Raw genomic sequence first — 25,965 nt, 5'->3', positions numbered from 1 at the left:
CCTACTTCGCGGCCGGCGTACCGACCGGAGCCGACGCGGCGATGGCGGCGAACTGCTCGACGGTGAGCGACTCCCCCCGGGCGCCGGGGTCGACGCCGGCGGCGGTGAGCGCGGCGGCCGCCCGGTCCGCGCCGCCCGCCCAGCCCGCCAGCGCGGCGCGCAGGGTCTTTCGGCGCTGCGCGAACGCCGCGTCCACCACGGCGAAGACCCGTTGCCGGGGTACGTCGGCCCGGGGTGGTTCGCGGCGGGTGAAGGCGACCAGGCCGGAGTCGACGTTGGGCACCGGCCAGAAGACGTTCGGCGGTACCCGGCCGGCGCCCCGGGCCTGGGCGTACCAGGCGAGCTTGACCGACGGGATGCCGTACACCTTGGAGCCGGGACCGGCGACCAGCCGGTCGGCTACCTCCTTCTGCACCATCACCAGTCCCTTCCGCAGGCTGGGCAGCTCGGCGAGCAGGTGCAGCACCACGGGCACGGCCACGTTGTAGGGCAGGTTGGCCACCAGCGCGGTCGGCGGCGGGTCGGCCAGCTCGGCGGCGTCGATGCGCAGCGCGTCGGCACGGTGCACGGTGAGCCGACCGGCGTCCGCGGCGGCGTGCCGGGCGGCGGTCTCCGGCAGCGCGCCGGCGAGCACCGGGTCGATCTCCACGGCGTGCACGTGCCCGGCGACCGGCAGCAGCCCGACGGTGAGCGAGCCCAGCCCGGGGCCGACCTCGAGGGCCACGTCGTCGGGGGTCAGGCCGGCGGCGGTGACGATCCGCCGCACCGTGTTCGGGTCGTGCACGAAGTTCTGGCCCAGCTTCTTGGTGGGCGCGACGCCCAACCGGGCGGCGAGCTCCCGGATCTCCGCCGGGCCGAGGAGACCGGTCATGGTTGGCAGCGTATGCGCCCCCACTCCGCCCTTAGGAAGGGCCCCTTGCACAACAGCAGGCGATTGCAAGGTGCCCTTCCCAACGTCCGGGCGGGTGGCGCGGGGCGTCACCAGGGGCCGAAGACGCGGTCACCGGTGGCGGAGATGGCCGCGCAGAGCTCGTCCAGGTCGGTGCCGGTGGTCGCGGCGAGCGAGCGGACGGTGAGCGGAATCAGGTACGAGGCGTTCGGCCGGCCGCGGTGCGGCGTCGGGGTGAGGTACGGGGCGTCGGTCTCCACCAGGATCTGGTCCACCGGGGTGAGCGCGGCGGCCTCGCGCAGCGCGGTGGCGCTGCCGAAGGTGACGGTGCCGGCGAAGCTGAGCAGGTAGCCACGGCGAACGCACTCGCGGGCGAAGTCGGCGTCACCGGAGAAGCAGTGCAGCACCACGGTGTCCGGCGCAGCCTCGTCGTCGAGGATCCGCAGCACGTCGGCGTGCGCGTCCCGGTCGTGGATCACCAGCGCCTTGCCGTACCGCTTGGCGATGGCGATGTGCGCCCGGAAGCTCTCCTCCTGCGCGGCGCGCCCCTCGTCGCCGGTCCGGAAGAAGTCCATCCCGGTCTCGCCGATCCCCCGGACCCGGTCGCGGGCGGCGAGTGACTCGATCTCCCGCAGCGCCTCGTCGAGGTCGGCCAGCCGGGGCGCCTCGTTGGGGTGCAGCGCCACCGTGGCCAGCACCGCGGGATGCCGGTCGGCGATCTCCGCACCCCACCGGGAGGACGCGACGTCCACACCCACCTGGACCAGCCGATCCACGCCGACCTTGGTGGCCAGTGCGATCGCCACCGCGACCGGATCGTCGGCCGGCCCGCCGCCGGGTACGCCGGCCTCGCTGACTGTGATGTCCAGGTGGGTGTGGCTGTCCGGCACCGGCCGGGGCAGCGGCTCGGGGGCGGGCGGGAACTCTCCGGCCCGCCGGGCGGCACGCTCTCGGCGGGTTTCAGTGGGCTCGCTCATCAGCGACAGCATCACACACCGGGGCTGTCCATCCGCCCGCCACCCGACGTTCACCTCGACTACGCCGCGCGACTCTACCGTCGCCGCGTGAGCGCACGGTGTGCGCGACCGGGCGGGCGCGGCAACGTGACGCCCCGCATCTCGCCGGGAGAAGGCAGGTGACGACGTGAGCGAGCGCAGCGAGCGGACCATGAGGCACAGCAGCGTGGCGCCTCGCGCCGCGGCCGGGCGGAGCGAGGCGACGGCGTGAGCGTCACCCCCCAGGCCGGCGGCGCCGCCAGCGAACGTACCGGGCTGCGGGTGGCGTTCGGTGGCGGCGTCCACCCGGCCGAGGAGATCGCCCGCGGCGCCGCGTACGAGCTGTTCAGCGCCGACGAGGTGCCCGGCTTCGAGTGGGCTCCCCGACCGAACAGCGCCCTGCCGTGGCGCCGGTTCGTGCACGTCACCGAGGTGACGGCGGTGCACGGGGCGGCGGAGCCGGCCGAGGAGCCGGACACTCCGCTGATGCTGCCGGCGCACCGGGAGCGGGGGTGGAGGCAGCTGCACCAGCTCAGCCAGCAGCCGGCCGCGGCGGGTGATCCGATGCTGGCAGCGGCGCGTGCGTCGGCGGTGGTCCGGCGGGGCACCCGGATGGTGAAGGTGCTCTCCCCCCGACAGCTCGCCGGGTACGTGCGGGGGTGGTTGCCGCACGGCTTCTGCTACCGGGAGCACGACGTGGCACACCTGCGTACGCCGGCGGCGACCACGGTGCTGCGCACCGACGGCGAGGTCGACCGGGACGGCCTGGATGTGGCGTACGCGCTGCGCTGGCGGGCCGCCGACCCGGGCGACTACGACGTGCCGGTCGGCGAGGCGCACCAGGGCCTGACCGCGCTGGCTCCCCGGGACCGGCTGGGTCCGCCCGTGCTGGGTACGGGTTTCGTGCCGAGCAACGCCCAGCTCATCCCGGAGTTCATCACCCGGGACTTCGCCGACCTGCCGATGCCCGCGAACGCGGCCCTGCTCGCCTACCCGGCGGAGGGGGTGGAGGTGGTGCTCTACACCTACCAGGCCGAGCAGCGCGGGTGGTTGCGGATGGTGGGCCCGCAGTGGCGGCATCTGCTGGCCGCGGTGCCGGGTCTCTCCCCGGACCAGGAGTACGTGCCGACCGGGGACGCGCCGCGCTCCACCCAGCTGGTCGGCGTGCACGGTGACGGCGAGTACGAGGCGGTGGCGGACCTTCCCGGCGGGTTCCGGGTACTGGCGATGACCCGGGCGGCCCGCTACCCGGTGGAGACGGTGGCCCGCCGGCTCCGGTTCGCGTGGTGGCGGGGCGTGTCCTGCCTGGTGCTGCGGGAGGAGGCCGGTTGGCTGCGGCTGCGGCTGCGCCACCCGGATCCGGACACGGTGTTCGCGACCGGGGCGCAGTGCCACGATCGCGGCGTCTACGAGACCTGGGCGCCGGGCGCCGAGGTGACCGACGATCAGGTGATGGACACCCGGTACGCGATGTGACACCGGCCGCCCGGTTCACAGATGAGGCGCGGCCCCGGGGATTTCCCCGGGGCCGCGCTCAGCCGTGCGGCGGCGCGTCGTGGTCAGCCGGCCAGCCGGGTCAGCTCCTCGTCGACGATCGACGGGTCGAGCTTGCGGAACACCGGCTTCGGCGTGGCCAGCGGCCGGCCGGCTTCCAGCGGCACCGACTCCCAGCGCGCGCCGACCGTGTAGTCCCCGGTCAGCACCGGGTACGCCGGCCCGCCGTCCAGGTCGTCGACCTGCTCGATGACCGGCATCGGCGCGTGCACGCCGGTGCCGCCGAGCAGCTCGTGCACCTGCTGCGCGGAGTGCGGCAGGAACGGGGTGAGCAGCGTGTTGGCGTCGCTGACCACCTGGAGGGCGACGTGCAGGATGGTGCCCATCCGGGGCTTGTCCGCCTCGTCCTTGAGCTTCCACGGCGCCTGCTCGGAGAGGTACCGGTTGGCCTCGGCGACCACCTTCATGGCCTCGCCGATCGCCTGCTTCTGCCGGTGCCGGCCGATGAGGTCGCCGACCGTGGTGAAGCCGGCACGGGCCACCGCGAGCAGTGCCTCGTCCGCCTCGGTGAGCCCGGCCGGGTCGACCGGCGGGATGGCGCCGAAGTTCTTCGCCGCCATCGAGACGGACCGGTTGACCAGGTTTCCCCAGCCGGCGACCAGCTCGTCGTTGTTGCGGCGGAGGAACTCCGCCCAGGTGAAGTCGGTGTCGTTGCTCTCCGGGCCGGCGGCGGCGATGAAGTAGCGCAGCGCGTCGGCGTCGTAGCGCTCCAGGAAGTCCCGGACGTAGATGACCACCTTGCGGGACGAGGAGAACTTGCGCCCCTCCATGGTCAGGTACTCGCTGGAGACCACCTCGGTGGGCAGGTTGAGCTGGCCCAGCTCACCCGGCTCACCGTCGCGGGAGCCCTCGCCGGAGTATCCGGAGAGCAGCGCCGGCCAGATCACCGAGTGGAAGACGATGTTGTCCTTGCCCATGAAGTAGTAGGACCGGGCGTCCTTGCCCTCACCGTCGGCGGACCACCACTTCCGCCACGCCTCAGGGTCGCCGGTGCGGCGGGCCCACTCGATCGAGGCGGACAGGTAGCCGATCACCGCGTCGAACCAGACGTAGATCCGCTTGTCCGGCCGGTCCCGCCAGCCGTCCAGCGGGATCGGTACGCCCCACTCCAGGTCTCGGGTGATCGCCCGGGGCTGGAGGTCGTCGAGCAGGTTGCGGGAGAACCGCAGCACGTTGGGCCGCCACCCCTCCCGGGTGTCCAGCCACTGCCGCAGGACGTCGGCCAGGGCGGGCAGGTCCAGGAAGAAGTGCTCGGTCTCGACGAACTTCGGGGTCTCCCCGTTGATCCGCGACTTCGGGTCGATCAGGTCGATCGGGTCGAGCTGGTTGCCGCAGTTGTCGCACTGGTCGCCGCGGGCGCTGTCGTACCCGCAGATCGGGCAGGTGCCCTCGATGTACCGGTCGGGAAGGGTGCGCCCGGTGGACGGGGAGATCGCGCCCATGGTGGTCTTCGGCACGATGTAGCCGTTGCGGTACATCCCCTCGAACAGCTCCTGCACCACGGCGTAGTGGTTGCGGGTGGTGGTGCGGGTGAACAGGTCGTAGGAGAGCCCCAGGCCGTGCAGGTCCTCGACGATCACCCGGTTGTACCGGTCGGCCAACTCGCGCGGGGTGACCCCGTCGGCGTCGGCCTGCACCTGGATGGGGGTGCCGTGCTCGTCGGTGCCCGAGACCATGAGCACGTCGTGGCCGGCCATCCGCATGTACCGGGCGAAGACGTCGGAGGGAACGCCGAAACCGGAAACGTGGCCGATGTGGCGTGGGCCGTTGGCGTACGGCCAGGCCACTGCCGCGAGAACGTGACTCATGAGCAGCAAGCCTAGTGACCTCTCCGGGACGCCCGCGAACCAATAGGGGGTGCCGGGTCGGCGGACCGGGCCGGACACCCCGCCCATTGGTCCGATTTGTCGCCGACACGCACTCAAGCTGCCCGATCCGACTCCGGTAGCGGTGTGCAATGAACGTCGTGACTGGCAGACGAGCGGCTCGGGACCATGACGACCGTCCCACCGGGCCGGCGGTCGGCGACGACACCAGCCCCGAGCCCGGTGGGGCCCGTGGCGGAACGGTCGCACCCCAGCCCCGGCTGGTGCCCGGCGCCGACCCGAGCCGTACGCCGGACGACGCCACCCCCCGGCCGGGCGCCACCGCACGGTCCGGCCCGAGCCCTCGACCGGGCGCCACCCCTGCACCGCCCCCCGCCGCCGGTCGGCCGGGCAGGCAGCGGCCCACGCCGGCGGGGCGGGCCGTCACGCCGAAGCCGGAGGACACGGCGGTAATCGCCGCGACTCCGGTCCGTCCCACGCCGGCCGCGCCGACACCGACCCCGGCCCATCCCACGCCGGCCGCACCGGCACCCACCCCGGCCCGTCCCGGTCCGGCGGGCCCGTCGGGCGGCAGGGCACCGGCCGGCGGAGAGCCGGCGCCGGCCGTCGAGCTGGAGCCGACCACCGGGGCGCCGGTGGACGCGGTGCCGCGCAGGGTGCCGGTCCGGCAGCACAGCCGCTGGCACCGGGGCGCCCGCCGGGCCGACGGCGACACACCGCCGGACGGTGACGACGGCACCTTCTGGGCGCCGATCGAGCAGGTGCACTGGGACGGCACCCCGGTCCGGGAAGATCCCGCGCCGGAGCGGGACCGCGGCGCCGGCGCGGCCCGACCCCGGACGCCGGCCCGCACCATTCCGCCGCCCGACCCGCTGCCCGGGCTCGCGGTGCTGGTGCTGCTGAGCCTGGTCGCGGCCTTCTTCGCCTGGGTCAGCGCCGGCCCGTTCTGGCTCGCGGTCGGGCATGCCCGGGTCGGCACGGTGGTGATCGACGACTGCACCGGCGGTGGGCTCACCCAGCGCTGCCGGGGCGTCTTCACGGCGGACGACGGGCGGTTCCTGGCGCACGGGGTACGGGTCGGCGGCGTACCCGCCGGCCGGGACGTCTCCGGGACGGCGCTACCGGCGCGGATGGCCGGCCCCGACGGCGGCACCGCGTACGTCGACACCGGCGTGGCCCGGCACCTCCGCTGGCTGCCCGGCCTGCTGGTGGTGCTCGGCTGCGCCGCCGGCATCGCCCGGTGGACCGGGGCGACGCGGCTGCCCGGCCGGCGGAACCGCCGCTGGGCGGTGACCGTCGCCGTCGCCGGCCCGGTGCTGATCACCCTCGGCTTCCTCGCCGCCGCGTGGTGAACCCGTCCGCCCGGTGAAGGCGCTGGCCCGGCCATTCGGTGACCGGCGCGCCGGGAGCGCGGTTCAGCTGTGCACGATGGTGTAGACGTCGCGGCGGCGCAGGGCGTACTCGGTGGCGACGTCGGTGATGGCGTCGCGGCGGGACCGGCCGGCCGCCTCCCGCTCGGCGACCGCCGCGCGCAGGGTGTCGTCGTCGGGGCGTTCCGCGGCGGTCACCGGCGCCCCGGCCACCACCAGGGTGATCTCCCCGCGCGGATCTCCCTCGGCCGCCCACCGGGCCAGCTCGCCGAGCGGGCGGCGGAGCACCTCCTCGTAGGTCTTGGTGAGTTCCCGGCAGAGCGCCGCCGGCCGGTCCGCGCCGAACGTCTCGGCCAGGTCGGCGAGCGCCGCGCCGATCCGGTGCGGCGCCTCGAAGAAGACCAGGGTGCGCTCCTCGGCGGCGAGTGCGCGCAGCCGGGATCGGCGGGCGCCGGCGGTACGGGGCAGGAAGCCCTCGAAGCAGAACCGGTCGCAGGGCAGCCCGGAGATCGCCAACGCGGTGGTCACCGCGCTCGGCCCGGGTGCGACGCTCACCGACGCCCCGACGTCCAGTGCGGCCCGGACGAGCCGGTAGCCGGGGTCGGAGACGCTCGGCATCCCGCCGTCGGTCACCAGCGCCACCACGTATCCGCCGAGGATGACCTCGACCAGCTCGGGGGTCCGCCGCTCCTCGTTGCCCTCGAAGTAGGAGACGATCCGGCCGCCGACGGTGATGTCGAGGTCGCGGGCCAGCCGGGTGAGCCGGCGAGTGTCCTCAGCGGCCACGACGTCGGCGCTGGTCAGCACCTCCCGGAACCGGGCCGAGGCGTCGGCGGGGTTGCCGAGCGGGGCGCCGAGCAGGATCAGGCGCCCAGCTTCGGACATTTCACCCACAGGATCGTCTCCTTCGTTGACAGCGGATACCGGTATCAGGGACGACGGGCGCCACCGGACACGTTGGCAGCCTACGATCGCCGGGTGACGAGTGCGTCGACAGCGCAGAGCCCGAGCGCCGACCCGGCAAAGATGGTCGACGTGACGAGCGACCAGAGCCCCGACCAGGAGCCCGCGGCGCCCAGCGCCGGCGGTAGCGGGGTGTCCGGCGTGGTCCGCCGACGGTTCGCCACCGTCGACACCCGACTGGACCGCTTCTCGTGGCTGGCCACCGCCGTGGTGGTGGCCATCGCGGCGATCCTGCGCTTCGTCGGCCTGTCCAGCCCGAAGGGCAAGATCTTCGACGAGACGTACTACGCCAAGGACGCCTACGGGCTGATCAGCCGTGGCGTCGAGTGGAACTACAAGGACAACGCCCCGTCGTACGTGGTGCACCCGCCGCTGGGCAAGTGGCTGATCGGCCTCGGCGAGTGGGCCTTCGGCTATCAGGACGCGGATTCCAAGGTCTCCGTCCCCGGGCACCTGATCACCACTGCCCCGGAGTTCGGCTGGCGGTTCTCGGCGGCCGTGGTCGGCACGCTGTCGGTGCTGCTGCTGGTCCGCATCGGCCGGCGGCTGTTCCGCTCGACGGTGCTGGGGTGCGCGGCCGGCCTGCTGCTCGCCCTGGACGGCTTCCACCTGGTGCTGTCCCGCGCCGCGCTGCTCGACATCTTCCTGCTCTTCTTCGTGCTGGCCGCGTTCGGCGCGCTGGTGCTCGACCGCGACGCCCGCCGCCGGCGCTGGGCGCGGGCGCTGGACGACGGGCTCGACCCGTCGCTGCCCGGCAGCGCCGGCCGACCGCCGACCGGCTGGCGCACCTGGCCGTGGTGGCGGCTCGCCGCCGGCGTGCTGCTCGGCTGCGCCTGTGCGGTGAAGTGGAGCGCGCTCTACTTCGTGCCGGCTTTCGCACTGCTGGTGCTCCTCTGGGAGGTCGGCGTGCGCCGTTCGGCGGGGGTCCGCCGGCCCTGGCGGGACACCCTGCTCGACGAGCTGCCCTGGCTGGCGCTGGCCGGTGTGCTGATGGTTGGCACCTACCTTGCCACCTGGTCGGGCTGGCTGCTCAGCGACGACGGCTACTACCGGCTCGCGTCGTCCTATCCGAGCGCACCGCTCAGTGACGCCCCGGTGATCGGCCCGCTGATCAACCTCTTCGAGTACCACCGGGCGGCGTACGGCTTCCACACCGGGCTGGACGACACACACAAGTACCAGTCGTGGCCATGGCAGTGGCTTCTGCTCGGCCGTCCGGTGGCGTTCCACTGGTCCGGCGAGGGCGCCTGTGGCGCGCCGACCTGCGCCTCCGAGATCCTGCTGCTCGGCACCCCGCTGCTCTGGTGGTCGTTCCTGCCCGCCCTGGTGGCGCTGGTCTGGCTGGGTGTGGCTCGCCGCGACTGGCGGGCCGGTGCGCTGCTGCTCAGCGTGGCGGCCGGGCTGCTGCCCTGGTTCGTGTTCGCCCTCGAAGGCCGGACGATGTTCTCGTTCTACGCCGCACCGGCACTGCCCTTCCTGGTGCTGGCCGTCGTCTACGTGCTGGGTGCGCTGATCGCCCCGACCGGGGGTGACGTCGGCGAGGTGGCGCCACTGGTGCCTGGCGACCCGGGCTACGAACGCCGGTTGGTGGGCAGCGTCGTGGCCGGTGCGTACGTGCTGCTGGTGGCGCTCTGCTTCGCGTACTTCTATCCGATCTTCGTGGGCCGCGTGATGCCGTACTCGGACTGGCTGGCCCGGATGTGGCTGGACGGGCGCTGGATATAAGCATCGACAGGCGACGCGCCGCTCAGCGCGCGACGAAACGGGCCCGCACGCTTCGGCGTGCGGGCCCGTTCCACAAAGACGCGCGCCCCGATCGCCTGCCACGGGGGAAGCGGGCGATTGGGGCGCGCATGAAGAGCTTAACCACCGCGCACCACCGACACAACGGGTCGACTTGGGTCAGATTTCCGACGGATACCGGCAGGGCCGACGCCTCCCCTCCAGCCGTTGACCGTGGGTGACCCGGCGTGGACTCAGCGCCCTGAACGAGCAGGTCCGAGGCCGCGTGATCCGGCTCGCCGCACCCACCACCGGCACCCGCCACTCGTGCCCGCGGCCCGGCATCAACGGGTGACGGAGACCGCTGCGGACCGGGCGCTCGGCGATCACCAACCGCCACCCGAATGATCATCCAATGTGGATCTCACTACACTGCGGGCCGTGATCAACTTCAGACGATCGGCGGCCGTCCTTCTCGGACTGCTGGCGACCACCGCACTGACCGGGCCGGTCCCGGCTGCGGCCGACGAGGAGCCGGTGGCCGAGCCGCCCCGGGTCGAGCTGGTGCTCGACGTCAGCGGCTCGATGCGGGCCGCGGACATCGACGGGCGTAGCCGAATCTCGGTCGCTCAACAGGCGTTCAACGAGGTGGTGGACGCGCTGCCCGCGGAGACCCAGCTCGGCATCCGGGTGCTCGGCGCGACCTACAAGGGCAAGGACAAGAAGGTCGGCTGCCAGGACACCCAGCAGATCGTGCCCGTCGGGCCGGTGGACCGGGCCCGCGCCAAGGCGGCGGTGGCGACGCTGCGGCCGACCGGGTTCACGCCGGTCGGCCTCGCGCTGCGCTCCGCCGCGCAGGATCTGGGCACCGGCGCCACCACCCGACGGATCGTGCTGATCACCGACGGGGAGGACACCTGCGCCCCGCCGGACCCGTGCGAGGTGGCCCGCGAGTTGGCCGCCCAGGGCACCAGCCTGGTGGTCGACACGCTCGGCCTGGCTCCCGACGAGAAGGTCCGCCGGCAACTTCTCTGCATCGCCGGGGCGACCGGCGGCACCTACACCGCGGCGCAGAGCGCCGAGGAGCTGACCGACCGGATCAAGCAACTCGTCGAGCGTGCCGGTGACACGCACACCCTGGCCCCGACCGTGGTCGGCGGCGCGAACGCCTGCGACTCGGCGCCGCTGCTGGCCCCCGGCGTCTACGCCGACCGGGAGGCGTTCTCCGAGCACCGGTACTACCGGGTGCCGGTGCGCCCCGGCCAGGAGCTGCGGGCGTCGGTGAGCATGGCCCTGGACCGGCCGGTGAACCGGGACTACGGGGTGCTGCTGCGGGCCACCGCGGCGGACGGCCGGGAACTGGTCCGCGGCGCGGACGCCGGCAGCGGGCGGGCCGACGTGCTCTCCGCCGGGCTGCGCTGGTCGGCCAGCGCCGACGACGAGGACGCCGCCGAGGTCGAGGAGACCGCCACGGCGGCCATCGAGCCCACCACCGTCTGCCTGGTGGTGAGCAACTCCTTCGCCCCGCGCCCCGGCACCGCGGCGACGCCCGGCATGCCGGTGGAGCTGACCATCGATGTGGTCGCCGCCGCGCCCGCGCCGGACGGGCCCGACCTCGGCCGGGGCTGGGCGCTGCTCGCCCTGCTCACCGTGGCCGGCCTGCTCGCCGGATTGCTCGCCGGCCTGCTCACCCGCTGGTGGGTCGCCACTTGGAGGGAGAACTGATGCGCATCGCACTGTTCCGGTCGCTGGCGGCGGTCCTCGCCGCCGGCGGATCCGCGCTGCTGCCCGCGGCGGCCGTCGCCGCCCCCACCCCATCGCCGGGTGCCACGCCGGTGACCCGGGCCGGCACGTCGTTCCTGACCGCCACGCCGATCACCGCCGGGCAACCGGTGCGGGTGGACGCCTCGGTCGGCGACCACCTCTACTGGTCCTTCCCGGCAAGGGCCGGTCAGGTGCAGGAGATCAGCGCCACCGTCACCTTCCCGAAGGCGCGCAGCGGTGCGTCCACCTGGACGGTCGACGTCTTCGACGGGCTGCGCCGGCGGCAGGCGTGCACCGCCGGGGCGCAGACCCCGACCGTGGACGCGCAGGCGTCGAGCGTGGCGCTGGGCTGCACGCTGCGCGAGGTGCGGCCCTGGGCGGAGCCGTGGTCGGCCGATCCGCTGCCCGGCACGTACGTCGTCCGGCTCTCCGTGGTGGACCTGCCGGAGCCGGACCTGGGCGCGCCGATCGACGTGGACCTGCTGGTCGGCACCGCCGCCGACCGGGGCGCCTCGGCCGACGACGGCGAGCTGGCCGCGCCGCTGGTGCCGAACACCAGGGCCGGCACGGTGCTCAACGCCGTACCGGCGGCCGACGCGGAGGCCGACGACGAGGGTGACCCGCTGACGGACTGGCTGCCGGATCTCGGCTCGCGCTGGGTCTGGACGGGCATCGGCGGCGTGCTCGCCGCGGTGGCCGGCGTCGTCGGCTTCGCCCTGACCCGGCGGCCCCGGCGCGCCTGAACGAGCCCGGCCCTCGGTGGCCCCGCCCGACGGGTGGGGTCACCGGCGGGCTCAGCCGCGTCGCGAGCCGCGCGGCAACCAGCCGATGAACCGATCCTGGAGGGACATCACCGGGGCGGCGCGCAGGTCCTCCGTGGCGGCGGCGAGACAGGAGCCCAGGTAGACGCTGAGCATCGCCCGGTCACCCCCGTATTCGGCCAGCAGCCGGCTGCGCTTCGTCGCGCACGGCCACTCGTCGCCGCAGGAGCCGCAGCTCCAGCCGGGGGTTGTCGGCGCGTGATCGTCAGCCCGGCCCCCCGGCCGTTCCGCACCATCGGTCATCGCACGTCCTCTCCAGATGTCCGTGGGGCTGGCGGTTGCCGTGCCCCGGTCAGCGGTTGATGGTGGCCCCCCGGGTGCCATCAGGGCGAGCGCTGTGCGTCCCTCCGGTGTTACATCCTTCCGGTACGTTCTCCCCTCGTGACAGTCGGAAAGTTGACGGTCGACCGAAAGTCGTCGCCGCGCCTCCGTTCCTACCGACCGGTAGCCCGCGATGCGTGACCTGCTGCCGCCGACGGTCGCGGTGGCCGTCGCCCGCCCGGACGACTGGGCCGGGGAGCTGCTCGCCGCCGAGCAGGCGTGCCTGGGCGAGAGGGCGGTTCAGACCCGCCGGCGGGACTTCACCGCCGGGCGGGTCTGCGCTCGGCGGGCGATGGCCGGTCTCGGCCTGCCGCCCGCCGCCGTGCCGGCCGCCGCCGACCGCGCGCCCGTCTGGCCGGCCGGGGTGGTCGGCAGCATCACCCACACCACCGGCTACTGCGCCGCCGCGGCGGCACGCAGCACCGACCTCCGGTCCGTCGGCATGGACGCCGAGCAGCACCGCGAGGTCAATGCGGGAGTACGCCGACTCGTGCTCCTGCCCGAGGAGGAGGAGACCTGCGCGCGGCTGCCCCGCGGCATCTCCTGGCCGGTCGTGCTGTTCAGCGCCAAGGAGACCGTCTACAAGGTCTGGCACCCGGTCGTCGGAAGCTGGCTGGACTTCCACGACGCCCGGCTGGAGGTCGACCCGGACGCCGGCACTTTCACCGCCCGGATCTCGCCGGCCCGGGTGGACGCGGCGGCGGTCGCCGACCCTCCGGCCACGGTCAGCGGCCGGTTCGTGGTCGCCGACGGGCTGGTCCGCACGGCCGCCGTGCTCCCGCTCCGCTGACGCCCAGGCGTTCACCTCTCCCTGGTGTGAGCTTTCCCTGATTCAGCTTGCCGCCGACCGTCCTTGGTGGTGGGTCGGTAACGATCACACGCCCCGTCGGGCTCGCACCGGGCGTGCGACCGGATCCGGCGCGACGACCGGGCGGTCGGCGACGCACGGTAGCGTCGGCGGGTTCGCGAACCGCACGTACCGAGGCGCCAAGGAGTACGGTGACCCACCCCCAGCCCCCCGTCGGGCCGCAGGACCCCCAACAGCCGAACCCGGAGCCGCCGACCCAGCCGTTCCCGGCGACACCGCAGCAGTCCGCCGCCGAGCCGACGGTCCCGCAGGCACCCGTACCGCCGAACCCGTGGTCGGCAGAGGGGAACACGCCTCAGCCGCCGTACGCCAGCACGCCGTACCCGACCCCGCCGGGCCAGGCCTGGCCGCAACCGCCGCTCCCGGGCGGCGCGTACCCGGCGGCTGGCAGCGGCGGCTACCCGCCACCCGGCGGGCCGGGCTACCCGCTCACCATGCCGCCGCCCGTGCCGGCGAAGAACTCCAACAGGACGGTGGTGGTCGTCGCGGTCACCGCGGCCGTGCTCACCCTGCTGTGCTGCGCCGGCGGCATCGTGGCGGTGGTCATCGGCGCGAACCATGCCGCCAACGACGTGACGGACGCTCTGCCCACCCCGGGCGTGACCCGGGGCGTCGGGCAGCCGCCGAGCGACGCCCCCTCGTCGGCCCCGCCATCGGCCGACGACGACACTCGGAACATGTCGCCCGGGGACACCCTGGTCATCGACGGCGACGACGGCACCGTCGAGGTCACGGTGACGAAGTTCAGCACCTCCACCAAGCCCTGCAAGTCGTACGGCCTCAAGCCCGACGAGGGCATGTACGTGATCGCCGACGTGACCTTCACGGTCACCAAGGGCACCGGCTCGGCGAACCCGTTCTACTTCCAGTGGGTCGCCGCCGACGGCACCGAGACCAATGCGATCGGTGGGGCCTTGTCGGGGTGCGGCAAGCCCATGCCCGCCGGCAACGACCTGACCGCCGGCACCAAGCGCACCGGCAGCGTCGTGTTCGACGTGCCCGACACCAAGGGCGCGCTGGAGTACCAGCACGAGTTCGAGACCTCCGGCTCCTGGAAGCCGTGACGCTCTGGGGTGGAGTCGGTCCAACCGGACCGGCTCCGCCTACCTGGCGAGGTGGCGGTGTCCGCGCCTGTCTCGCTGCTCAGCCCCGTGCTGTCCCGGCGGCTCGTCACGGTCGGACCGACACCGTTCAAACAGCACGTCGCGCACGACTGGTCGAAAGAGCGTCGCGGTTTCGGCGATGAAGCGGAGCCGACCGACACCGAGCAGGCGTAGAGCCGAGCCGTGCCCGTACGCGACCACGCATGCCGCGCCGAGCAGCAGTGCCCACCAACCGGCCGCCACCGTTGCCCGCGCCGGCCGGCCCAGCCCGGCGAAGCCCTCGCCGAGCCGCTGGGTGTGGAACGGCACGTGTGACTCCTCGTCGGCCAGGATGCGGCGACCAACATCCGTGACCAGCGGATCCGCTGTCCCGTCGCGTACCGCTCGGTAGTAGCGCAACGCGACGACCTCCGCGACCATCAGCGTCATCAGTTCGAGTCGCAGCCCCAGTGCGCGCCGCAACGCCACGAACACCCGATCGCTCCAGTGGCCGTCGATCGTGGAGGCACCCGCACTGAGCAACAGATGTTTGAGAAGCCGTGCGTGGTTCTGTTCCTCGGCGACAAACAGCCGAATGGCCGCCAGGTAGTGCGGGTCGCCGACCAGGTCGCTCTTGTGGATGAGCCTCGCGCCGTCGCCGTCCTCGCCGGCCTGGAATCGCTGCACGCTCTGAATCAGGGCCGGGTCCAATGGGCGCGCCGCTTCCCACGCCGGGTCTCCATCGAGCCGGCGGCGCTCGGCATTGTCCGCGAACCGTCGTACCCAATCCTCGAAACTCACGTTGCCCACCCATCTTCATCGCCGCTCCTCGAACGCTATGCGGACGGCTTCTGGCGCCACAACGAGTAGCGACGGACCTCCATGAGATCTGCACGCCGCGAACACATCTCGTCCGGCCGGGACCGGATAGGAGCACCCAGAAACCAATTCCGGGTCATCCTTCGGGAGCTGCCCAGGGTTTTCCCCAACGGAGGGCGGGGACGCGGGTCAGGAGAGGCATCCCGCCGGACGAGAGGGAGGCGACATGAGCGTCGAGAGAGCGAACGACCAGGTCGAGCGCGTGGCCGGTCCCGCCGGGGCGCAGGTGGGCAACATGACCCAGAACGAGCGGTCGCAGGCGGATCGGGTGGCGCAACGGGATGAAATCCGGGGCAACAAGCCCGGCGAGCACGTCCAGGAGGACGCCCGGGACGTTTCGGACGACTTCACCAGCTGACCCATCACGACGTGGCGCCTCCGGCCTATGTGTCGGGGGCGCGACCGCACCGCTTGCAGCCGGGCGACGATCGGCACTCACCCTCTCGGGTTCGTCGTGCACGCGCAGGACGACGGTCAGCCGAAGGTGTCGCTGCAGACGCGCCAGCCCGGTTCGGTCTCGAGCCGGAGACTCACCGACGTCGCCGCACCTGAGCGGCCGGTCAGTCGCACGGTCACGAACGCACTGCTGCCGGCTTCGTTGCCGAATCCGGCCCGCCCGAGATCGTGGGAGACCGGGCGGCCCAGGCGCTCCACCGCCTCGGTGAACTCTGCGACGGTGATCCGGTCCTTCGCCTGCGAGCACATCGAGCGGTAAGCGGCGTCGTCCTGGTGCTGCTCCAGGTGCTGCACGAACCGATCGGCTGCGACTCGCGGCTCATCGATGTCCGGGCCGCCGTACGCCAACACCAGAAAGCCGAGCACCGGAGGGATTGCCGCCGCCAGCAGCCCCACCACGCAGGCGGCGGCGACGGCCCACGGCCCCCAGCTCCGCTGGCCAACGACCCCGGACGGCGTGTGCATCGGTGGCGTCATACCCGGCACGCTAGCCACGGCGAGTCAGGACCCGAACACGACCGGAGCACAGATCGATCTCGGCTGCGGCTACCGTGCCCACGCCTCCCTGGCGGTGACGACCGGACGGTCGGTGCGTACCGATTCCTCGATGGCGAGGCTGATGAGGTGGTCCTGGCACGCCTCCGCCAGGGCATACGGCGCCGGGCCTTCTTCCCGCGCCCAGGCGCCGGCACGAGCCATGATGTCGGCCACGGCGATGTCGTCGTCGGACATTCCGCTGCCGACGAACGGATTCCGGTACACCACGCTGCCGTCGAAGCTGATGTGCTTCAGGTCGAGCCCTTCGAGGTTCAGGTCGACGCCGGTCTGCCGCCGCACCAGGGACGACTCCACCGGCGTGGTCGGGTCGACCAGGCGGACGACCCGATCGTCCACCAACTCGCCGAGCGACCCCCGCACCACCAACCGACGGGCACGCAGGGGGTTCCACCACTGGTTGTCGGTGAAGTCGTACAACCCCATCCGCCCGCCGAAGTCGATGGTGGCCAGGGTGGTGGAGAGCTGCTGCGGAGTGGCGTCACCGCTCCAGCCGGCGGGTGACAACGGGTTGGCCAGCGGCGCGACGAACGCCCGCGCGCTGACCTCGGCGGCGTCGTACCCGACGCCGAGCAGGCCACGGATCAGCGAGACCGCGTGGTACAGGTGCGTCGAGGAGACCTGGACCGAGGTCGGTTCACCGAGCACCCCGGCGCGGACCACCTCCAGACGGGCCGCGTGCCCGGGCATCAGCAGGTACTGCTCGGCGACCTGCACCAGGCCGCTTTCTCCGACGTCGGACCAGAGGGACCGCAGCCCGGCCAGGTCGGGCGCCGGCGGCGTCTCGGCGAGTACCGGCACGCCGGCCGCGACCAGGTCGCGGGTCACCTCGGGCGTCACCGGCCAGGGCACCGACACGATGACGAAGTCCGGCCGTTCGTGGGCGAGCAGTTCGGCCGCCGTGCGGAAGGTCCGCACGCCCCACTCGGCCGTCACCGCGGCACCGCGCGATTCGGTACGCGTGACCGCCCCGGTCGCCCGGAACCGCTCCGGCAGGAGTCGAGCCAGGCGGAGGAAGAACTCGCCCCGCCAACCACTGCCGACGAGGCCGAACCGAGTCTGGGGCGCCGGTTTCATGTGGACTCCTCACGTCGACACCGGATGCTAGCCGCCCGGGACACCGCCTCCCTTCGCTACGGTGGCCCGGAATCCCCGATCGAGACCGAAGACGGAGGATGTCGCTGATGCCTACCGCGCCGCTTCGCACAGAACCTGGGACGACGGTCGTCGAGGCGACCGAGCGGCGGCTTCCGCTCGATTACTACCTGCTCCTGACGAATCCGGGCGACCGTGGTCCGACCGCCGATGTGGACGGGATCGTCGTCGAGGAGTTCACCCGACACGCTGATTTCTCGACGGCGGGGCTGGACAGCGCCGGCTGGACGCCGTCAGGTGCCGACTGGTGGAGCTCCGCTTCGTTCAGCCGGAGCCTGCGCAGGGATCGCGAAGTGCTGGACCGGGTCGTTCCCACCTCCCGTAAGAAGGCCGAGAGCGTCTACCGCGAGCTCGGCGGCGGGCAGTTGCCACCCGAAGCGGTCCTGCGCACCTACTTCCGCGACCACCAGCCGTTCGCCACCGCTCCGCCGCTGCGGCTCGGCCCCGCGCACCCACCCGCCGGGTTCCACGAACGGCGCGTCTACCGCATCCTCTTCGCGAAGGATCTCCGGGAGGATCATGTGACGAGCCTCAGGACGCTCTGGCAGTCGACGGTCGACGGCACACCGCGTTCTCCGGGGTCAGTCGTCGCCGGCCGCCTGGATCAGGGCGACGACCAGTTCGCCTGGGACGTGCGCCGAGTCGGTCGAGACGTTGCCTGGTGCCTCGACGTGACCGTCCTGTTGAGAGACGGTCCCTCCGCGGCATTGAGCGCAACCCTGCACGAGTTGACGAACGTCATGCGACAGCACGGCCTGGTACCCGTGATGACGGAGCGTTTCTCCTGACGTGGTTATCCCGATCGTGTCCGGCGAGGGCCGGCGTGAGGGCCTCGCCCATCCTGTGCAGGTCGGGGCTGCCTCGGGCGCGGGCCGCGATAGGGCAGGGTGGCGCTGTAGACGACGTTGGTGGTGGTGCTGCCGAACGCGGCGAGTTCGTTGACGATCTGTTCGAGGTGTGCCATGGACGTCGCGGCGACCTTCAGCACGTGACAGTCGTCACCGGTGGTGCGCAGGCACTCCAGGATCTCCCACCGTCGCTCCAGCAGCCGGCGCAGCGGTTCGTGCCGGCTGCCGGGGTACTCCAGCCGCACCACCGCGAGCACGACGAAGCCCGCCTTGGTCAGGTCGACCTCGGCGCGGTAGCCCGTGATCACACCGGTCGCCTCCAGCCGCATCATGCGTGGATTCAGCCAGGAGCCACCAAGGCCCGTGAAAACGATGTTCACGCGTCGGTTCCACGCTGACTAGCCTTGAACCCGTGCAGATTGGCGTGAACGTACCCAACTTCGCCCCGGGCACCGATCCCGAGATGCTGCGGCGGTGGGCGCAGACGGTCGAGGGGCTCGGCTTCGACCTGCTGATGGTCTCCGACCACATCGCGGTGACCCCGGACGTGGCCGAGCAGTATCCCGCGCCGTTCTATGAGCCGTTCACCACGCTGTCGTGGCTGGCCGCGTTGACCCGCCGGGTCCGGCTGGGCACCACCGTGCTCATCGTCCCGTACCGGCATCCGCTGCTCACCGCCCGAATGGCGGCGAACCTCAACCGGCTCAGCGGCGGCCGGCTCGTCCTCGGCGTCGGCGTCGGCTGGGCCCGGCAGGAGTTCGAGGCGCTCGGCGTGCCGTACCGCCGGCGCGGCGCGCTGACCGACGAGTACCTGAACGCCATGCGTGACGCCTGGCGCGACACCGACGACTACGACACGGAGGCGGTCCCGATCTGGGTCGGCGGCAACAGCGACGCCGGCATGCGACGCGCCGTCCGACTCGGTGACGCCTGGCACCCGCTGCGGTTCACGCCTGGATGGTTGACGGAGGCGGCCGAGCGGCTCAAGGCCATCGCCGACGAACTGGGTCGCGCGGTGCCCGCGTTGGTGCCGCGCATGGCACTTCGGGAGACCCATGAGCCGGTCAGCGACCCGGACCGGCTCGCCGGTATCGGCACCATCGAGCAGATCATCGCCGACATCGACCAGGTGCGCCAGCTCGGCGCGGAGGCGGTGGTGCTCGACCCGTTCAACGGCGACCTGACCGAGATCCGCCAGCCCGAACGCGCCTGGCAGACACTCGCGGCCGTGGCCGCTCACCACAAATCCCAGGAGGACCGATGACCCCCGACGATGAGAAGTTTCTCCGCCGTGCCGTGGAAATCGCAGGCCAGGCCGGGGCGTCCGGCGAACGGCCGTTCGGCTCGCTGCTTGTCGATGCGGACGGCACAGTCCTGATCGAGGACCACAACACCGTGGTTTCCGACTCGGACATCACCGCCCACCCGGAGCTGAAGCTGGCCCGCTGGGCCGCCCGGGAACTCGCCCCCGACGTGGCGGCCGGCACCACCATGTTCACCAGTTGCCAGCCCTGCCCGATGTGCGCGACCGCGATCGATCGGTCCGGCCTCGGCCGGGTGGTGTACGCCCTGTCCACCGAACAGTTCGAGGAGGTCAAGCCCGCCACCCCGCCACTGCCTCCGGTGCGGTACGAGGGCCCGGCGCTGTTTGACGAGGCGCGCCAACCCATCGACAACCACTACTAGGGCCTGGCCGCCGCCTCCACGACGGCACAAGATCGAAAAGGCCGCCTCCACACTGGGAGACGGCCTTTGATCCGGGGTGGAGCTGAGGGGATTTGAACCCCGCGCACCTTCGAATTTGATAGATCATCTTGAATCGTGCGGATCCGCGGCACCACCCGCACAGCCGTCGCCAAGGTCTGTCGACGTTTGACACGGCTTTTCGCTCCCGTTGTGCCGGATCTGTGCGGGTGTCAGACACGCTCCATCGTTTGACACCCCGGTGCCGTGCTGGCACCCCTTGGGCAGGTGGGTGGGATGACTCCGTCCCGCAACCACCACGCCCCCCGACAATCGGTCGGGGCTGTGGAACCTGGTTGCCTGCCCGTCCGGCGGGGGCAATTGTTCTTGCTGCTGAGACTCGGAAGCCCCGCTTCCGTCGGTCGCCGCGTCAGCGACGGTCGCGCGGGTGCTGCGGCGGCTCCAGAACGTCCGATGGTGGTGGCGGCTTCTTCGGGCCGAGCCCGTACCGCACCACCCAGAACGCGATGACCGCCACGATGACGACGACCAGAAAGAAGCATGCTATGCCCCCGGTGATGCCCATATCGCAAAATTATCGTGTTGCGCACAGCGGAGGACTCGGTTTCGAGGACCTGCCTGACCACTCAAGCGGCTGGGGCTTCGTCTGGTATGGCGCGCCGCCGGCGGAAGCGTGAACGTCAAGGGCGGGTTGCGGCTCGAAATAGCAATAACTTCGTAAGTGAAGGTTACGGTCAGTGCGCTCCAGCCGAGCCTCGTACTGTCTCTTGATTCTTCAGCAGTCGCAGCGGGTCGCTGCGACCTCCCTGAGCATTCGCCAGTAATCCGCGCGTACCCACCCGTCCTGGTGGAGCTGCCAGACATCACCGCGGGCACCCCGGACCGCGGAAAGCAACCCAAGCACCGCCTGGTCCCGCTGCTGGTCACCGACGATCAGGGCCGGCCGATCCATGACCAACGCTGGTCCCAGATATGGCGGACCTGGCGTGAGGCGGCCGGCTGGCCCGATGAGGGCACCTTCCACTCCCTGCCCGTGACCATGAACATCGACGCGCAGGTCGCCTCGGAGGCGACCGAGACGGCACTCAGCCGGCTCGGCGAGCAGTTCCATTGAGCTGCTGTACTGTCGCCCCGGTCTCGATCAACAGAAGGGGCGTCAGGGTGGAGCCGTTGGGGATCTCGCATGACGCCTTCGGTCGGCTTCGCCTGGCCGACTTCATAGCGCTGGAGCACCTTGAGCAGCTTCGCGGCTGGGAGTACCTGGAGCGTTGCTGGGTCGGGGAGGCGTCGGGCTTCACACAGTGGCTTCGTCTTGAATCGGATCCCGAGGTGACGCGTTCGGTAGCGATCGACCTCGTCGCCCTGCCGGAGCCAACGGTCCAGAGCATGACCGACGCGCTCCGGCTCCCCCCTACGGGCAGGGTTGGACCAGCAAGAGATCACCAACGTCTTCGGGGAGCTCACCGGCACACAGAGATTCGTGCAGGATCGAGTCACCCTCATCTTCCGCATCGGCGCTGTCGAGCCCTACGAACTGGGTTGCACGGTTCACCAGGAGCAGGGGCTGATCTACCTGACGATGCACCCCACGCCACTGCCGGATTAGCTCGCGGTCAGCTCCATCGAGCCCAGGGCCAGCAACTGCTGTACTTCGCTGCTGTACGGAGTCGAAAAAGGCCGTCTCCCACCACGGGAAACGGCCTTTGAACTGGGTGGAGCTGAGGGGATTTGAACCCCTGACCCCCTCGATGCGAACGAGGTGCGCTACCAGTCTGCGCCACAGCCCCTCCGCCGGCGAACCGGCTTCGGTCCGACCCGGCTTACACCGGGCGGGCCGGCAGCAAGGCTAACAGGTCGTCGGCCCCGACCGCGAATCCGCCCCCAGCGCGGCGCTCCCACCCACCGAAAGATCCACTCCACCTCCCGGAAATCGGGGTATCCAGGACGCCGTGACACCCCGACCTTCAGGAAACCGAGTGGATCAAGCGCCAGCACCCCTCCACATCGCCGATATGGAGTCGATCAAGCGCCAGCGCCAGCGCGGATCGGGTCAGGCCGGTCAGGCGCCGCGGCCGGCCTCGTAGGGGCGCCCGCGCAGCCCACCGGACCGCCGGTAGGAGACCGAGCCACCGTTGACAGCGGCCGGCAGGTCCCCCGGGCGGTCCAGGCCCATCGCGGCGCGGCGTACCCCCTCGCGCTGGGCTGCCAGCCGGCGCTGCGCCTCCCGGCGGGCCGCGGCTCGGCGAGCCTGCTCGCGGCGCACCTCGGCCTGCCGGGCGGCCAGCCAGGCCGCCTCCCGGGCCCGGGCCCGGCGCCGGCGCCGGCCGGCCAGGGCCCGGCCGCGCAGGTGGACGACGTACACGGCCAGCAGCATGAAGGTGACCGAGAAGCCGATCCAGAAGCCGGGGCTGACGAACAGCACGCCGATCAACTCGACGACGTTGAGCAGCAGCAGGGCGGCGAGCACACGGCGGCGCCGGTACACGGCGGGGGTGTGCTGCCGGCGGGGCGGCGGGCGGCGCCGGGACCGCTTCGGTGCGGGCGGCACGGCGCGCAGCCGGCCGGAGCGGCGGCCCGCCGGGGGCGCGGAGACCGGCGCTGTCAACGCTCCGGTAGCCGCATCTTCACTGAGGGTGACGACAAGCGATCGCGGCGGGTGCACGGGTCGCCGCCCCGGCACAGTGCGGCGCCGCCGGCGGCGCTGGAGCACCCGCGCCGTCGACTGCGCCCGCTCCGCCACCAGCCGCTCGGTGGCGTCGTACCGGCGAACCAGCGCCGGGGCCAGGGCGAGCAGGCCGGCGGCGGCGAGGACGGCGAGGAGCACCGAGGTCGGCACCCTCACCCCTCCCGTCACCGAATTCGGAGCAACCACCACCCGACCGCAGGATCTTCCACCGATCGCGCTTGGTTGCGTGGATCGTCCGGATGGGCGGCGCTTGCCGAAGCTTGCAGTTACTTGAGGTTACGGCGCGCCGACCGGGATGCCGCCGCGCCGCGCCGATCCCGTCCGTGGGACGACCGAGAGGCTGTCGGCAGATCCCGTCGCGGCTACAAGCGAACCCAGCCGACGACCGGCGGCGTCGGAGGTCGATCCGGGATTTTCCGACAGCCTCTTACCGCGCACTGGCGCGTACCCGGTGCCATCGGGCCAACAGGCCACCCTCGGCAGCTATTTCTTCACTCGTCATGGCGTATCCGATGTGGTCCCGCCACGCGCCGTCGATGTGCATGTAGCGCACGTGGTACGACTCCTCGCGGAAGCCCAGCTTCTCCACCACCCGCCGGGACGGCCGGTTCTCCGGCCGGATGTTGATCTCCACCCGGTGCAGCCCACCCGGACCGAACGCGTGGTCCACGGCCAGCGCGAGCGCGGTTGGGATCACGCCCTGACCGGCCACCCGGGCATCCACCCAGTAGCCGACGTACCCGGAGCACAACGCCCGCCGCACGATGCTGCCCACGTTGATGTGCCCGACCAGCCGGTCCCGGTCGGCCTCGCGCAGGCAGACCGCGAACGGCATGCCCTCGCCCTCGCGGGCCGAACGCCGCTGGTCACGGTGCACCCAGCGGAACGCGGCCGGCGAGTTGAGCTCGTCCCAGTCGCCGGGCAGCGACGACTCCCAGGGTGACAACCAGGACTGGTTGGCCCGGCGCACCTCCGACCAGGCCGCCGCGTCGGAGCGCCGGTAGGGCCGCAGCAGCACCGGGCCGTCGACCAGCACCGCCGGCCAGCCGGGCGCCCGCTCGGGGCCGAAGAGACTCACCCGCTCAGTCTCCCGCGCGGGACCGTGTCGCGCGCAAGTGGACCCACCGCGCTCAGCGCGAACGGCCGCATGATCGCGCGGTGGGGATGCGGACCGCCGGCCACCCGGACGCACCGCCACACCTGCGGGCGGACGACCGGGACACCGTCACCGGCGACGGTCCAGCAGCAGGACGTCCACGGTGGAGCCGGCGGCTGCGGTGGTGACCCGTTCGCCGAGCACCAGCAGCCCGTTCGCCTCAGCCAGCCCGGAGAGGGTGAACGGCCCGCCGCTGAGCGGCTGCACCGTGTACCCGCCGCCGCGCCGCTCGGCGACGTGGGCGGGCCGGAACTCGCGCAACCCGCCCGGGGACGACACGGTCTCCAGCAGGTGCGCCCGCACGCTGGGCCGGAACACCGGCTCCGCGCCGGCAAGCAGTTGGATGGCGGGGCGGGCCAGCACCTCGAAGCCGATCAGCGCCGCGCCGGGGTCGCCGGGCAGGCAGACCACCGGCACCTCCTCGGCGCCGACCGTGCCGAACCCGAGCGCGGTGCCGGGATAGAGCGCCACGTCGGTGAAGGTGACCGGCCCCGCCCGGCCGCCCTCCCGGCGGGACAGGATCCGGCGCACCATGTCCCCGGGGCCGGTGCCGGTCCCCCCGGTGGTGATGATCAGGTCGGCGCGCAGGGTCTGGTCCTCCAGCAGCCCGCGCAGCCCCTCCGGGTCGTCGTCGCAGATGCCCACCCGGTACGCCAGCGCGCCGACCTCGGCCGCGGCGGCGGTCAGCGCGTGCGAGTTCGCGTCCACCACCTGTCCGGGCTGACTGCCCCGGCCCACGTCGACCAGCTCGTCGCCGGTGGCCACGATGACCACGCGTGGGCTGGGCCGGACCACCACGTGCCCGATGCCGGTGGCGGCGAAGACCGCGACCAGCGCCGGGGAGACGTACGTGCCGGCCCGGGCGAGCAGGGTGCCGGCGGGCAGCTCCTCACCGGCGCGGCGTACCCCGTACCCCCGCTTGGGGGTGCGGAAGATCTCCACCGCGGCCATGCCCTGGTCGGTCCACTCCACCGGGACCACCACGTCGGCGGCGACCGGGAGCGGCGCCCCGGCGGCCACCGAGAAGCACGAGCCCGGGGTGAGCCGGACGGGCCGCCAGCTCGCGGCGCCGAGGTCGCCGACCACGTTGAGCCGGATGGTCCGGCCACCGGGCGTGCCGGAGGGGGCCGGGACGTAGCTCGGGCCCCGGCCCCCTCCGGAAATGTCCTCCCAGCGGGCCGCGTACCCGTCCACGGCCGCCTGGTCGAAGGCCGGGAAGGCGTGCGGCGCGACGACGTCCTCGGCGAGGACGTTGCCGTACGCCTGGGTGAGGTCGAGGTCGAGTGGCGGCAGCGCTCGTAACCTGCGCAGCACGCTGCCCAGGTAGTCGGCGAGCGGCGTCAACTCGTTCGCGGCCGCCTCGGCGTCGGCCGTCGCGGTCATGTACCAGATCCGCCTGCCGCGTCGGCCTTGACGAAGTCGGCCAGCCAGGAGCGGAACTCGGCGCCCATGTCCTCGCGCTCGGCGGCGATCTGCACCACCGTCTGGAGGTAGCCCAGCGGCATGCCGGTGTCGTAGCGGGTGCCCCGGTAGACGATCGCGTGCACCGGGGTGCCCTCGGTGCGGAGCAGTTCCATCGCGTCGGTCAGCTGGATCTCGCCGCCGCTGCCCGGCTTGGTCCGCCGGATCGCGTCGAAGATCGTGCCCGGCAGCACGTAGCGGCCGAGCACCGCGAGGTTGCTCGGCGCCTCCTCCGGCTGTGGCTTCTCCACCATGCCGGTCACCTTGACGATCTCGCCGATGTCGGTCAGCTCGGTCTCGGCCGGCTCGACCGAGGCGATGCCGTACCGCTTGGTGTCGGCCGGGTCGACCTCGAAGAAGGCGAGCACCACGCCACCGGTGCGGGCCTGCAGCTCCAGCATGGCCGGCAGCAGTGGCTCGGACGGCTTGACGAACTCGTCGCCGAGCAGCACCGCGAAGGGCTGGTCGCCGACGTGCGCCTCGGCGTACCCGACGGCATGGCCGAGCCCGAGCTGCTCCGGCTGCCGGACGGTGTAGATCTCGGCCAGGTCGCTGGGCCGGCGAACGGCGGCAAGCCGCTCGGCGTCGCCCTTCTCCTCCAGCCTGGTCTCCAGGTCGGGGCGACGGTCGAAGTGGTCCACCATCGACGTCTTACCCCGACCGGTGATCAGCAACACGTCGCCGATGCCGGCCTGGGCGGCCTCCTCGACGATGTACTGCAACACCGGCCGGTCCACCACTGGCAGCAGTTCCTTGGGCACCGCCTTCGTGGCCGGCAGGAACCGGGTGGCCAGTCCGGCGGCCGGGATGACGGCCTTGACCGCCAGGGGACGGCCGGTTGCGGCGACCGTCGATGAGGGGTTCGCTGAGTGCTCCGACATGCCGCGAGA

At 72.4% G+C, this 25,965-nt stretch carries 27 protein-coding genes and 1 tRNA gene; 13 read left to right on the top strand and 15 right to left on the bottom strand.

Annotation, left to right across the window (positions count from 1 at the left end):
• Position 1: 1 nt before the first annotated feature.
• Both rsmA and KBX63_RS22640 read right to left on the bottom strand, forming a co-directional pair.
• Positions 2-871 (bottom strand): 16S rRNA (adenine(1518)-N(6)/adenine(1519)-N(6))-dimethyltransferase RsmA, encoded by an 870-nt coding sequence (rsmA, locus tag KBX63_RS22645; protein WP_210913760.1) that lies wholly within the window; start codon positions 869-871, stop codon positions 2-4.
• Positions 872-978: 107 nt separating this feature from the next.
• Entirely contained in the window at positions 979-1,878 is a 900-nt protein-coding gene (locus KBX63_RS22640) for a TatD family hydrolase (protein WP_210913758.1), read from the bottom strand.
• 234 nt (positions 1,879-2,112) lie between these two features.
• Between KBX63_RS22640 and KBX63_RS22635 the strand changes: the two genes are divergently transcribed.
• Positions 2,113-3,360 (top strand): hypothetical protein, encoded by a 1,248-nt coding sequence (locus KBX63_RS22635; RefSeq protein ID WP_210913757.1) that lies wholly within the window; start codon positions 2,113-2,115, stop codon positions 3,358-3,360.
• Between the two features lie 83 nt (positions 3,361-3,443).
• On the opposite strand, the gene metG is transcribed toward KBX63_RS22635, so the two are convergent.
• On the bottom strand, positions 3,444-5,246 hold the full coding sequence (gene metG / locus KBX63_RS22630) for a methionine--tRNA ligase (RefSeq protein ID WP_210913756.1): 1,803 nt from the start codon (positions 5,244-5,246) through the stop codon (positions 3,444-3,446).
• Between the two features lie 158 nt (positions 5,247-5,404).
• On the opposite strand from metG, the gene KBX63_RS22625 reads away from it, so the two are divergent.
• The gene (locus tag KBX63_RS22625) at positions 5,405-6,616 is read left to right on the top strand and encodes a hypothetical protein (RefSeq protein WP_307871799.1); all 1,212 of its coding nucleotides are present in this window, start codon (positions 5,405-5,407) and stop codon (positions 6,614-6,616) included.
• Between the two features lie 63 nt (positions 6,617-6,679).
• Here KBX63_RS22625 and rsmI read toward each other — a convergent pair whose 3' ends face one another.
• The gene (rsmI, locus tag KBX63_RS22620; RefSeq protein WP_247662900.1) at positions 6,680-7,519 is read right to left on the bottom strand and encodes a 16S rRNA (cytidine(1402)-2'-O)-methyltransferase; all 840 of its coding nucleotides are present in this window, start codon (positions 7,517-7,519) and stop codon (positions 6,680-6,682) included.
• Positions 7,520-7,660: 141 nt separating this feature from the next.
• Between rsmI and KBX63_RS22615 the strand changes: the two genes are divergently transcribed.
• The 3 genes from KBX63_RS22615 (at position 7,661) to KBX63_RS22605 (ending at position 11,826) form a co-directional block, all read left to right on the top strand.
• Positions 7,661-9,322 carry a dolichyl-phosphate-mannose--protein mannosyltransferase gene (locus tag KBX63_RS22615; RefSeq protein WP_247662899.1) on the top strand — a complete coding sequence of 554 codons (1,662 nt, stop codon included), beginning with the start codon at positions 7,661-7,663 and terminating at the stop codon, positions 9,320-9,322.
• A gap of 438 nt (positions 9,323-9,760) precedes the next feature.
• Positions 9,761-11,044, top strand: coding sequence for a VWA domain-containing protein (locus KBX63_RS22610; RefSeq protein WP_210913752.1), 1,284 nt, complete (start codon positions 9,761-9,763; stop codon positions 11,042-11,044).
• On the top strand, positions 11,044-11,826 hold the full coding sequence (locus KBX63_RS22605; protein ID WP_210913751.1) for a peptidase: 783 nt from the start codon (positions 11,044-11,046) through the stop codon (positions 11,824-11,826). Before KBX63_RS22610 ends, KBX63_RS22605 begins: the two co-directional genes overlap by 1 nt.
• A gap of 51 nt (positions 11,827-11,877) precedes the next feature.
• Here KBX63_RS22605 and KBX63_RS22600 read toward each other — a convergent pair whose 3' ends face one another.
• A complete protein-coding gene (locus KBX63_RS22600; RefSeq protein ID WP_210913750.1) occupies positions 11,878-12,147 on the bottom strand; it encodes a hypothetical protein in 270 nt (89 codons plus the stop codon).
• Positions 12,148-12,358: 211 nt separating this feature from the next.
• On the opposite strand from KBX63_RS22600, the gene KBX63_RS22595 reads away from it, so the two are divergent.
• Complete coding sequence (locus tag KBX63_RS22595; protein ID WP_210913749.1) at positions 12,359-13,015, top strand: 4'-phosphopantetheinyl transferase; 657 nt, start codon at positions 12,359-12,361, stop codon at positions 13,013-13,015.
• A 209-nt stretch (positions 13,016-13,224) separates the two neighbouring features.
• Complete coding sequence (locus KBX63_RS36480) at positions 13,225-14,157, top strand: DUF4352 domain-containing protein (protein WP_210913742.1); 933 nt, start codon at positions 13,225-13,227, stop codon at positions 14,155-14,157.
• A 39-nt stretch (positions 14,158-14,196) separates the two neighbouring features.
• Here the strand turns inward: KBX63_RS36480 and KBX63_RS22585 are convergent, their stop codons facing one another.
• Positions 14,197-14,976, bottom strand: a complete 780-nt coding sequence (locus tag KBX63_RS22585; protein ID WP_210913741.1) for a ferritin-like domain-containing protein — start codon at positions 14,974-14,976, stop codon at positions 14,197-14,199.
• A gap of 244 nt (positions 14,977-15,220) precedes the next feature.
• Between KBX63_RS22585 and KBX63_RS22580 the strand changes: the two genes are divergently transcribed.
• Positions 15,221-15,412 carry a general stress protein CsbD gene (locus KBX63_RS22580; protein ID WP_210913740.1) on the top strand — a complete coding sequence of 64 codons (192 nt, stop codon included), beginning with the start codon at positions 15,221-15,223 and terminating at the stop codon, positions 15,410-15,412.
• 116 nt (positions 15,413-15,528) lie between these two features.
• On the opposite strand, the gene KBX63_RS22575 is transcribed toward KBX63_RS22580, so the two are convergent.
• Both KBX63_RS22575 and KBX63_RS22570 read right to left on the bottom strand, forming a co-directional pair.
• Positions 15,529-15,975 carry a hypothetical protein gene (locus tag KBX63_RS22575; protein ID WP_210913739.1) on the bottom strand — a complete coding sequence of 149 codons (447 nt, stop codon included), beginning with the start codon at positions 15,973-15,975 and terminating at the stop codon, positions 15,529-15,531.
• An 81-nt stretch (positions 15,976-16,056) separates the two neighbouring features.
• On the bottom strand, positions 16,057-17,142 hold the full coding sequence (locus tag KBX63_RS22570; protein WP_210913738.1) for a Gfo/Idh/MocA family protein: 1,086 nt from the start codon (positions 17,140-17,142) through the stop codon (positions 16,057-16,059).
• A 107-nt stretch (positions 17,143-17,249) separates the two neighbouring features.
• Here KBX63_RS22570 and KBX63_RS22565 point away from each other — a divergent pair, with 107 nt between their 5' ends.
• Positions 17,250-18,008 carry a hypothetical protein gene (locus tag KBX63_RS22565; protein WP_210913736.1) on the top strand — a complete coding sequence of 253 codons (759 nt, stop codon included), beginning with the start codon at positions 17,250-17,252 and terminating at the stop codon, positions 18,006-18,008.
• Positions 18,009-18,013: 5 nt separating this feature from the next.
• Here the strand turns inward: KBX63_RS22565 and KBX63_RS22560 are convergent, their stop codons facing one another.
• The gene (locus tag KBX63_RS22560) at positions 18,014-18,448 is read right to left on the bottom strand and encodes an Lrp/AsnC family transcriptional regulator (RefSeq protein ID WP_307871798.1); all 435 of its coding nucleotides are present in this window, start codon (positions 18,446-18,448) and stop codon (positions 18,014-18,016) included.
• Positions 18,449-18,480: 32 nt separating this feature from the next.
• On the opposite strand from KBX63_RS22560, the gene KBX63_RS22555 reads away from it, so the two are divergent.
• Together KBX63_RS22555 and KBX63_RS22550 are read left to right on the top strand one after the other, a co-directional pair.
• Complete coding sequence (locus tag KBX63_RS22555; RefSeq protein ID WP_210913734.1) at positions 18,481-19,332, top strand: LLM class flavin-dependent oxidoreductase; 852 nt, start codon at positions 18,481-18,483, stop codon at positions 19,330-19,332.
• On the top strand, positions 19,329-19,754 hold the full coding sequence (locus tag KBX63_RS22550) for a nucleoside deaminase (RefSeq protein WP_210913732.1): 426 nt from the start codon (positions 19,329-19,331) through the stop codon (positions 19,752-19,754). Before KBX63_RS22555 ends, KBX63_RS22550 begins: the two co-directional genes overlap by 4 nt.
• 427 nt (positions 19,755-20,181) lie before the next feature.
• Here KBX63_RS22550 and KBX63_RS22545 read toward each other — a convergent pair whose 3' ends face one another.
• Complete coding sequence (locus KBX63_RS22545) at positions 20,182-20,337, bottom strand: hypothetical protein (protein WP_210913730.1); 156 nt, start codon at positions 20,335-20,337, stop codon at positions 20,182-20,184.
• Positions 20,338-20,619: 282 nt separating this feature from the next.
• On the opposite strand from KBX63_RS22545, the gene KBX63_RS22540 reads away from it, so the two are divergent.
• Both KBX63_RS22540 and KBX63_RS22535 read left to right on the top strand, forming a co-directional pair.
• Entirely contained in the window at positions 20,620-20,886 is a 267-nt protein-coding gene (locus KBX63_RS22540) for a hypothetical protein (RefSeq protein ID WP_247662872.1), read from the top strand.
• Positions 20,887-21,195: 309 nt separating this feature from the next.
• Positions 21,196-21,378 (top strand): hypothetical protein, encoded by a 183-nt coding sequence (locus KBX63_RS22535; protein WP_210913728.1) that lies wholly within the window; start codon positions 21,196-21,198, stop codon positions 21,376-21,378.
• A gap of 107 nt (positions 21,379-21,485) precedes the next feature.
• Here the strand turns inward: KBX63_RS22535 and KBX63_RS22530 are convergent.
• From KBX63_RS22530 to KBX63_RS22510, 5 genes are all read right to left on the bottom strand, one after another.
• A tRNA-Ala gene (locus KBX63_RS22530) sits at positions 21,486-21,559 on the bottom strand.
• Positions 21,560-21,831: 272 nt separating this feature from the next.
• On the bottom strand, positions 21,832-22,614 hold the full coding sequence (locus tag KBX63_RS22525) for a hypothetical protein (RefSeq protein ID WP_210913726.1): 783 nt from the start codon (positions 22,612-22,614) through the stop codon (positions 21,832-21,834).
• 271 nt (positions 22,615-22,885) lie between these two features.
• Positions 22,886-23,536 (bottom strand): GNAT family N-acetyltransferase, encoded by a 651-nt coding sequence (locus KBX63_RS22520; protein ID WP_210913724.1) that lies wholly within the window; start codon positions 23,534-23,536, stop codon positions 22,886-22,888.
• A 147-nt stretch (positions 23,537-23,683) separates the two neighbouring features.
• Positions 23,684-24,997: a gephyrin-like molybdotransferase Glp gene (gene glp, locus KBX63_RS22515; protein WP_074316573.1), complete on the bottom strand. Its 1,314-nt coding sequence runs from the start codon at positions 24,995-24,997 to the stop codon at positions 23,684-23,686.
• Complete coding sequence (locus KBX63_RS22510) at positions 24,994-25,956, bottom strand: UTP--glucose-1-phosphate uridylyltransferase (RefSeq protein WP_210913722.1); 963 nt, start codon at positions 25,954-25,956, stop codon at positions 24,994-24,996. The genes glp and KBX63_RS22510 overlap by 4 nt, the downstream gene beginning before the upstream one ends.
• Positions 25,957-25,965 lie beyond the last annotated feature (9 nt).

This window comes from Micromonospora sp. U21 (genome assembly GCF_018070045.1).
Lineage (GTDB): Bacteria > Actinomycetota > Actinomycetes > Mycobacteriales > Micromonosporaceae > Micromonospora.
This window is presented reverse-complemented; position numbering and strand designations above follow the sequence as displayed.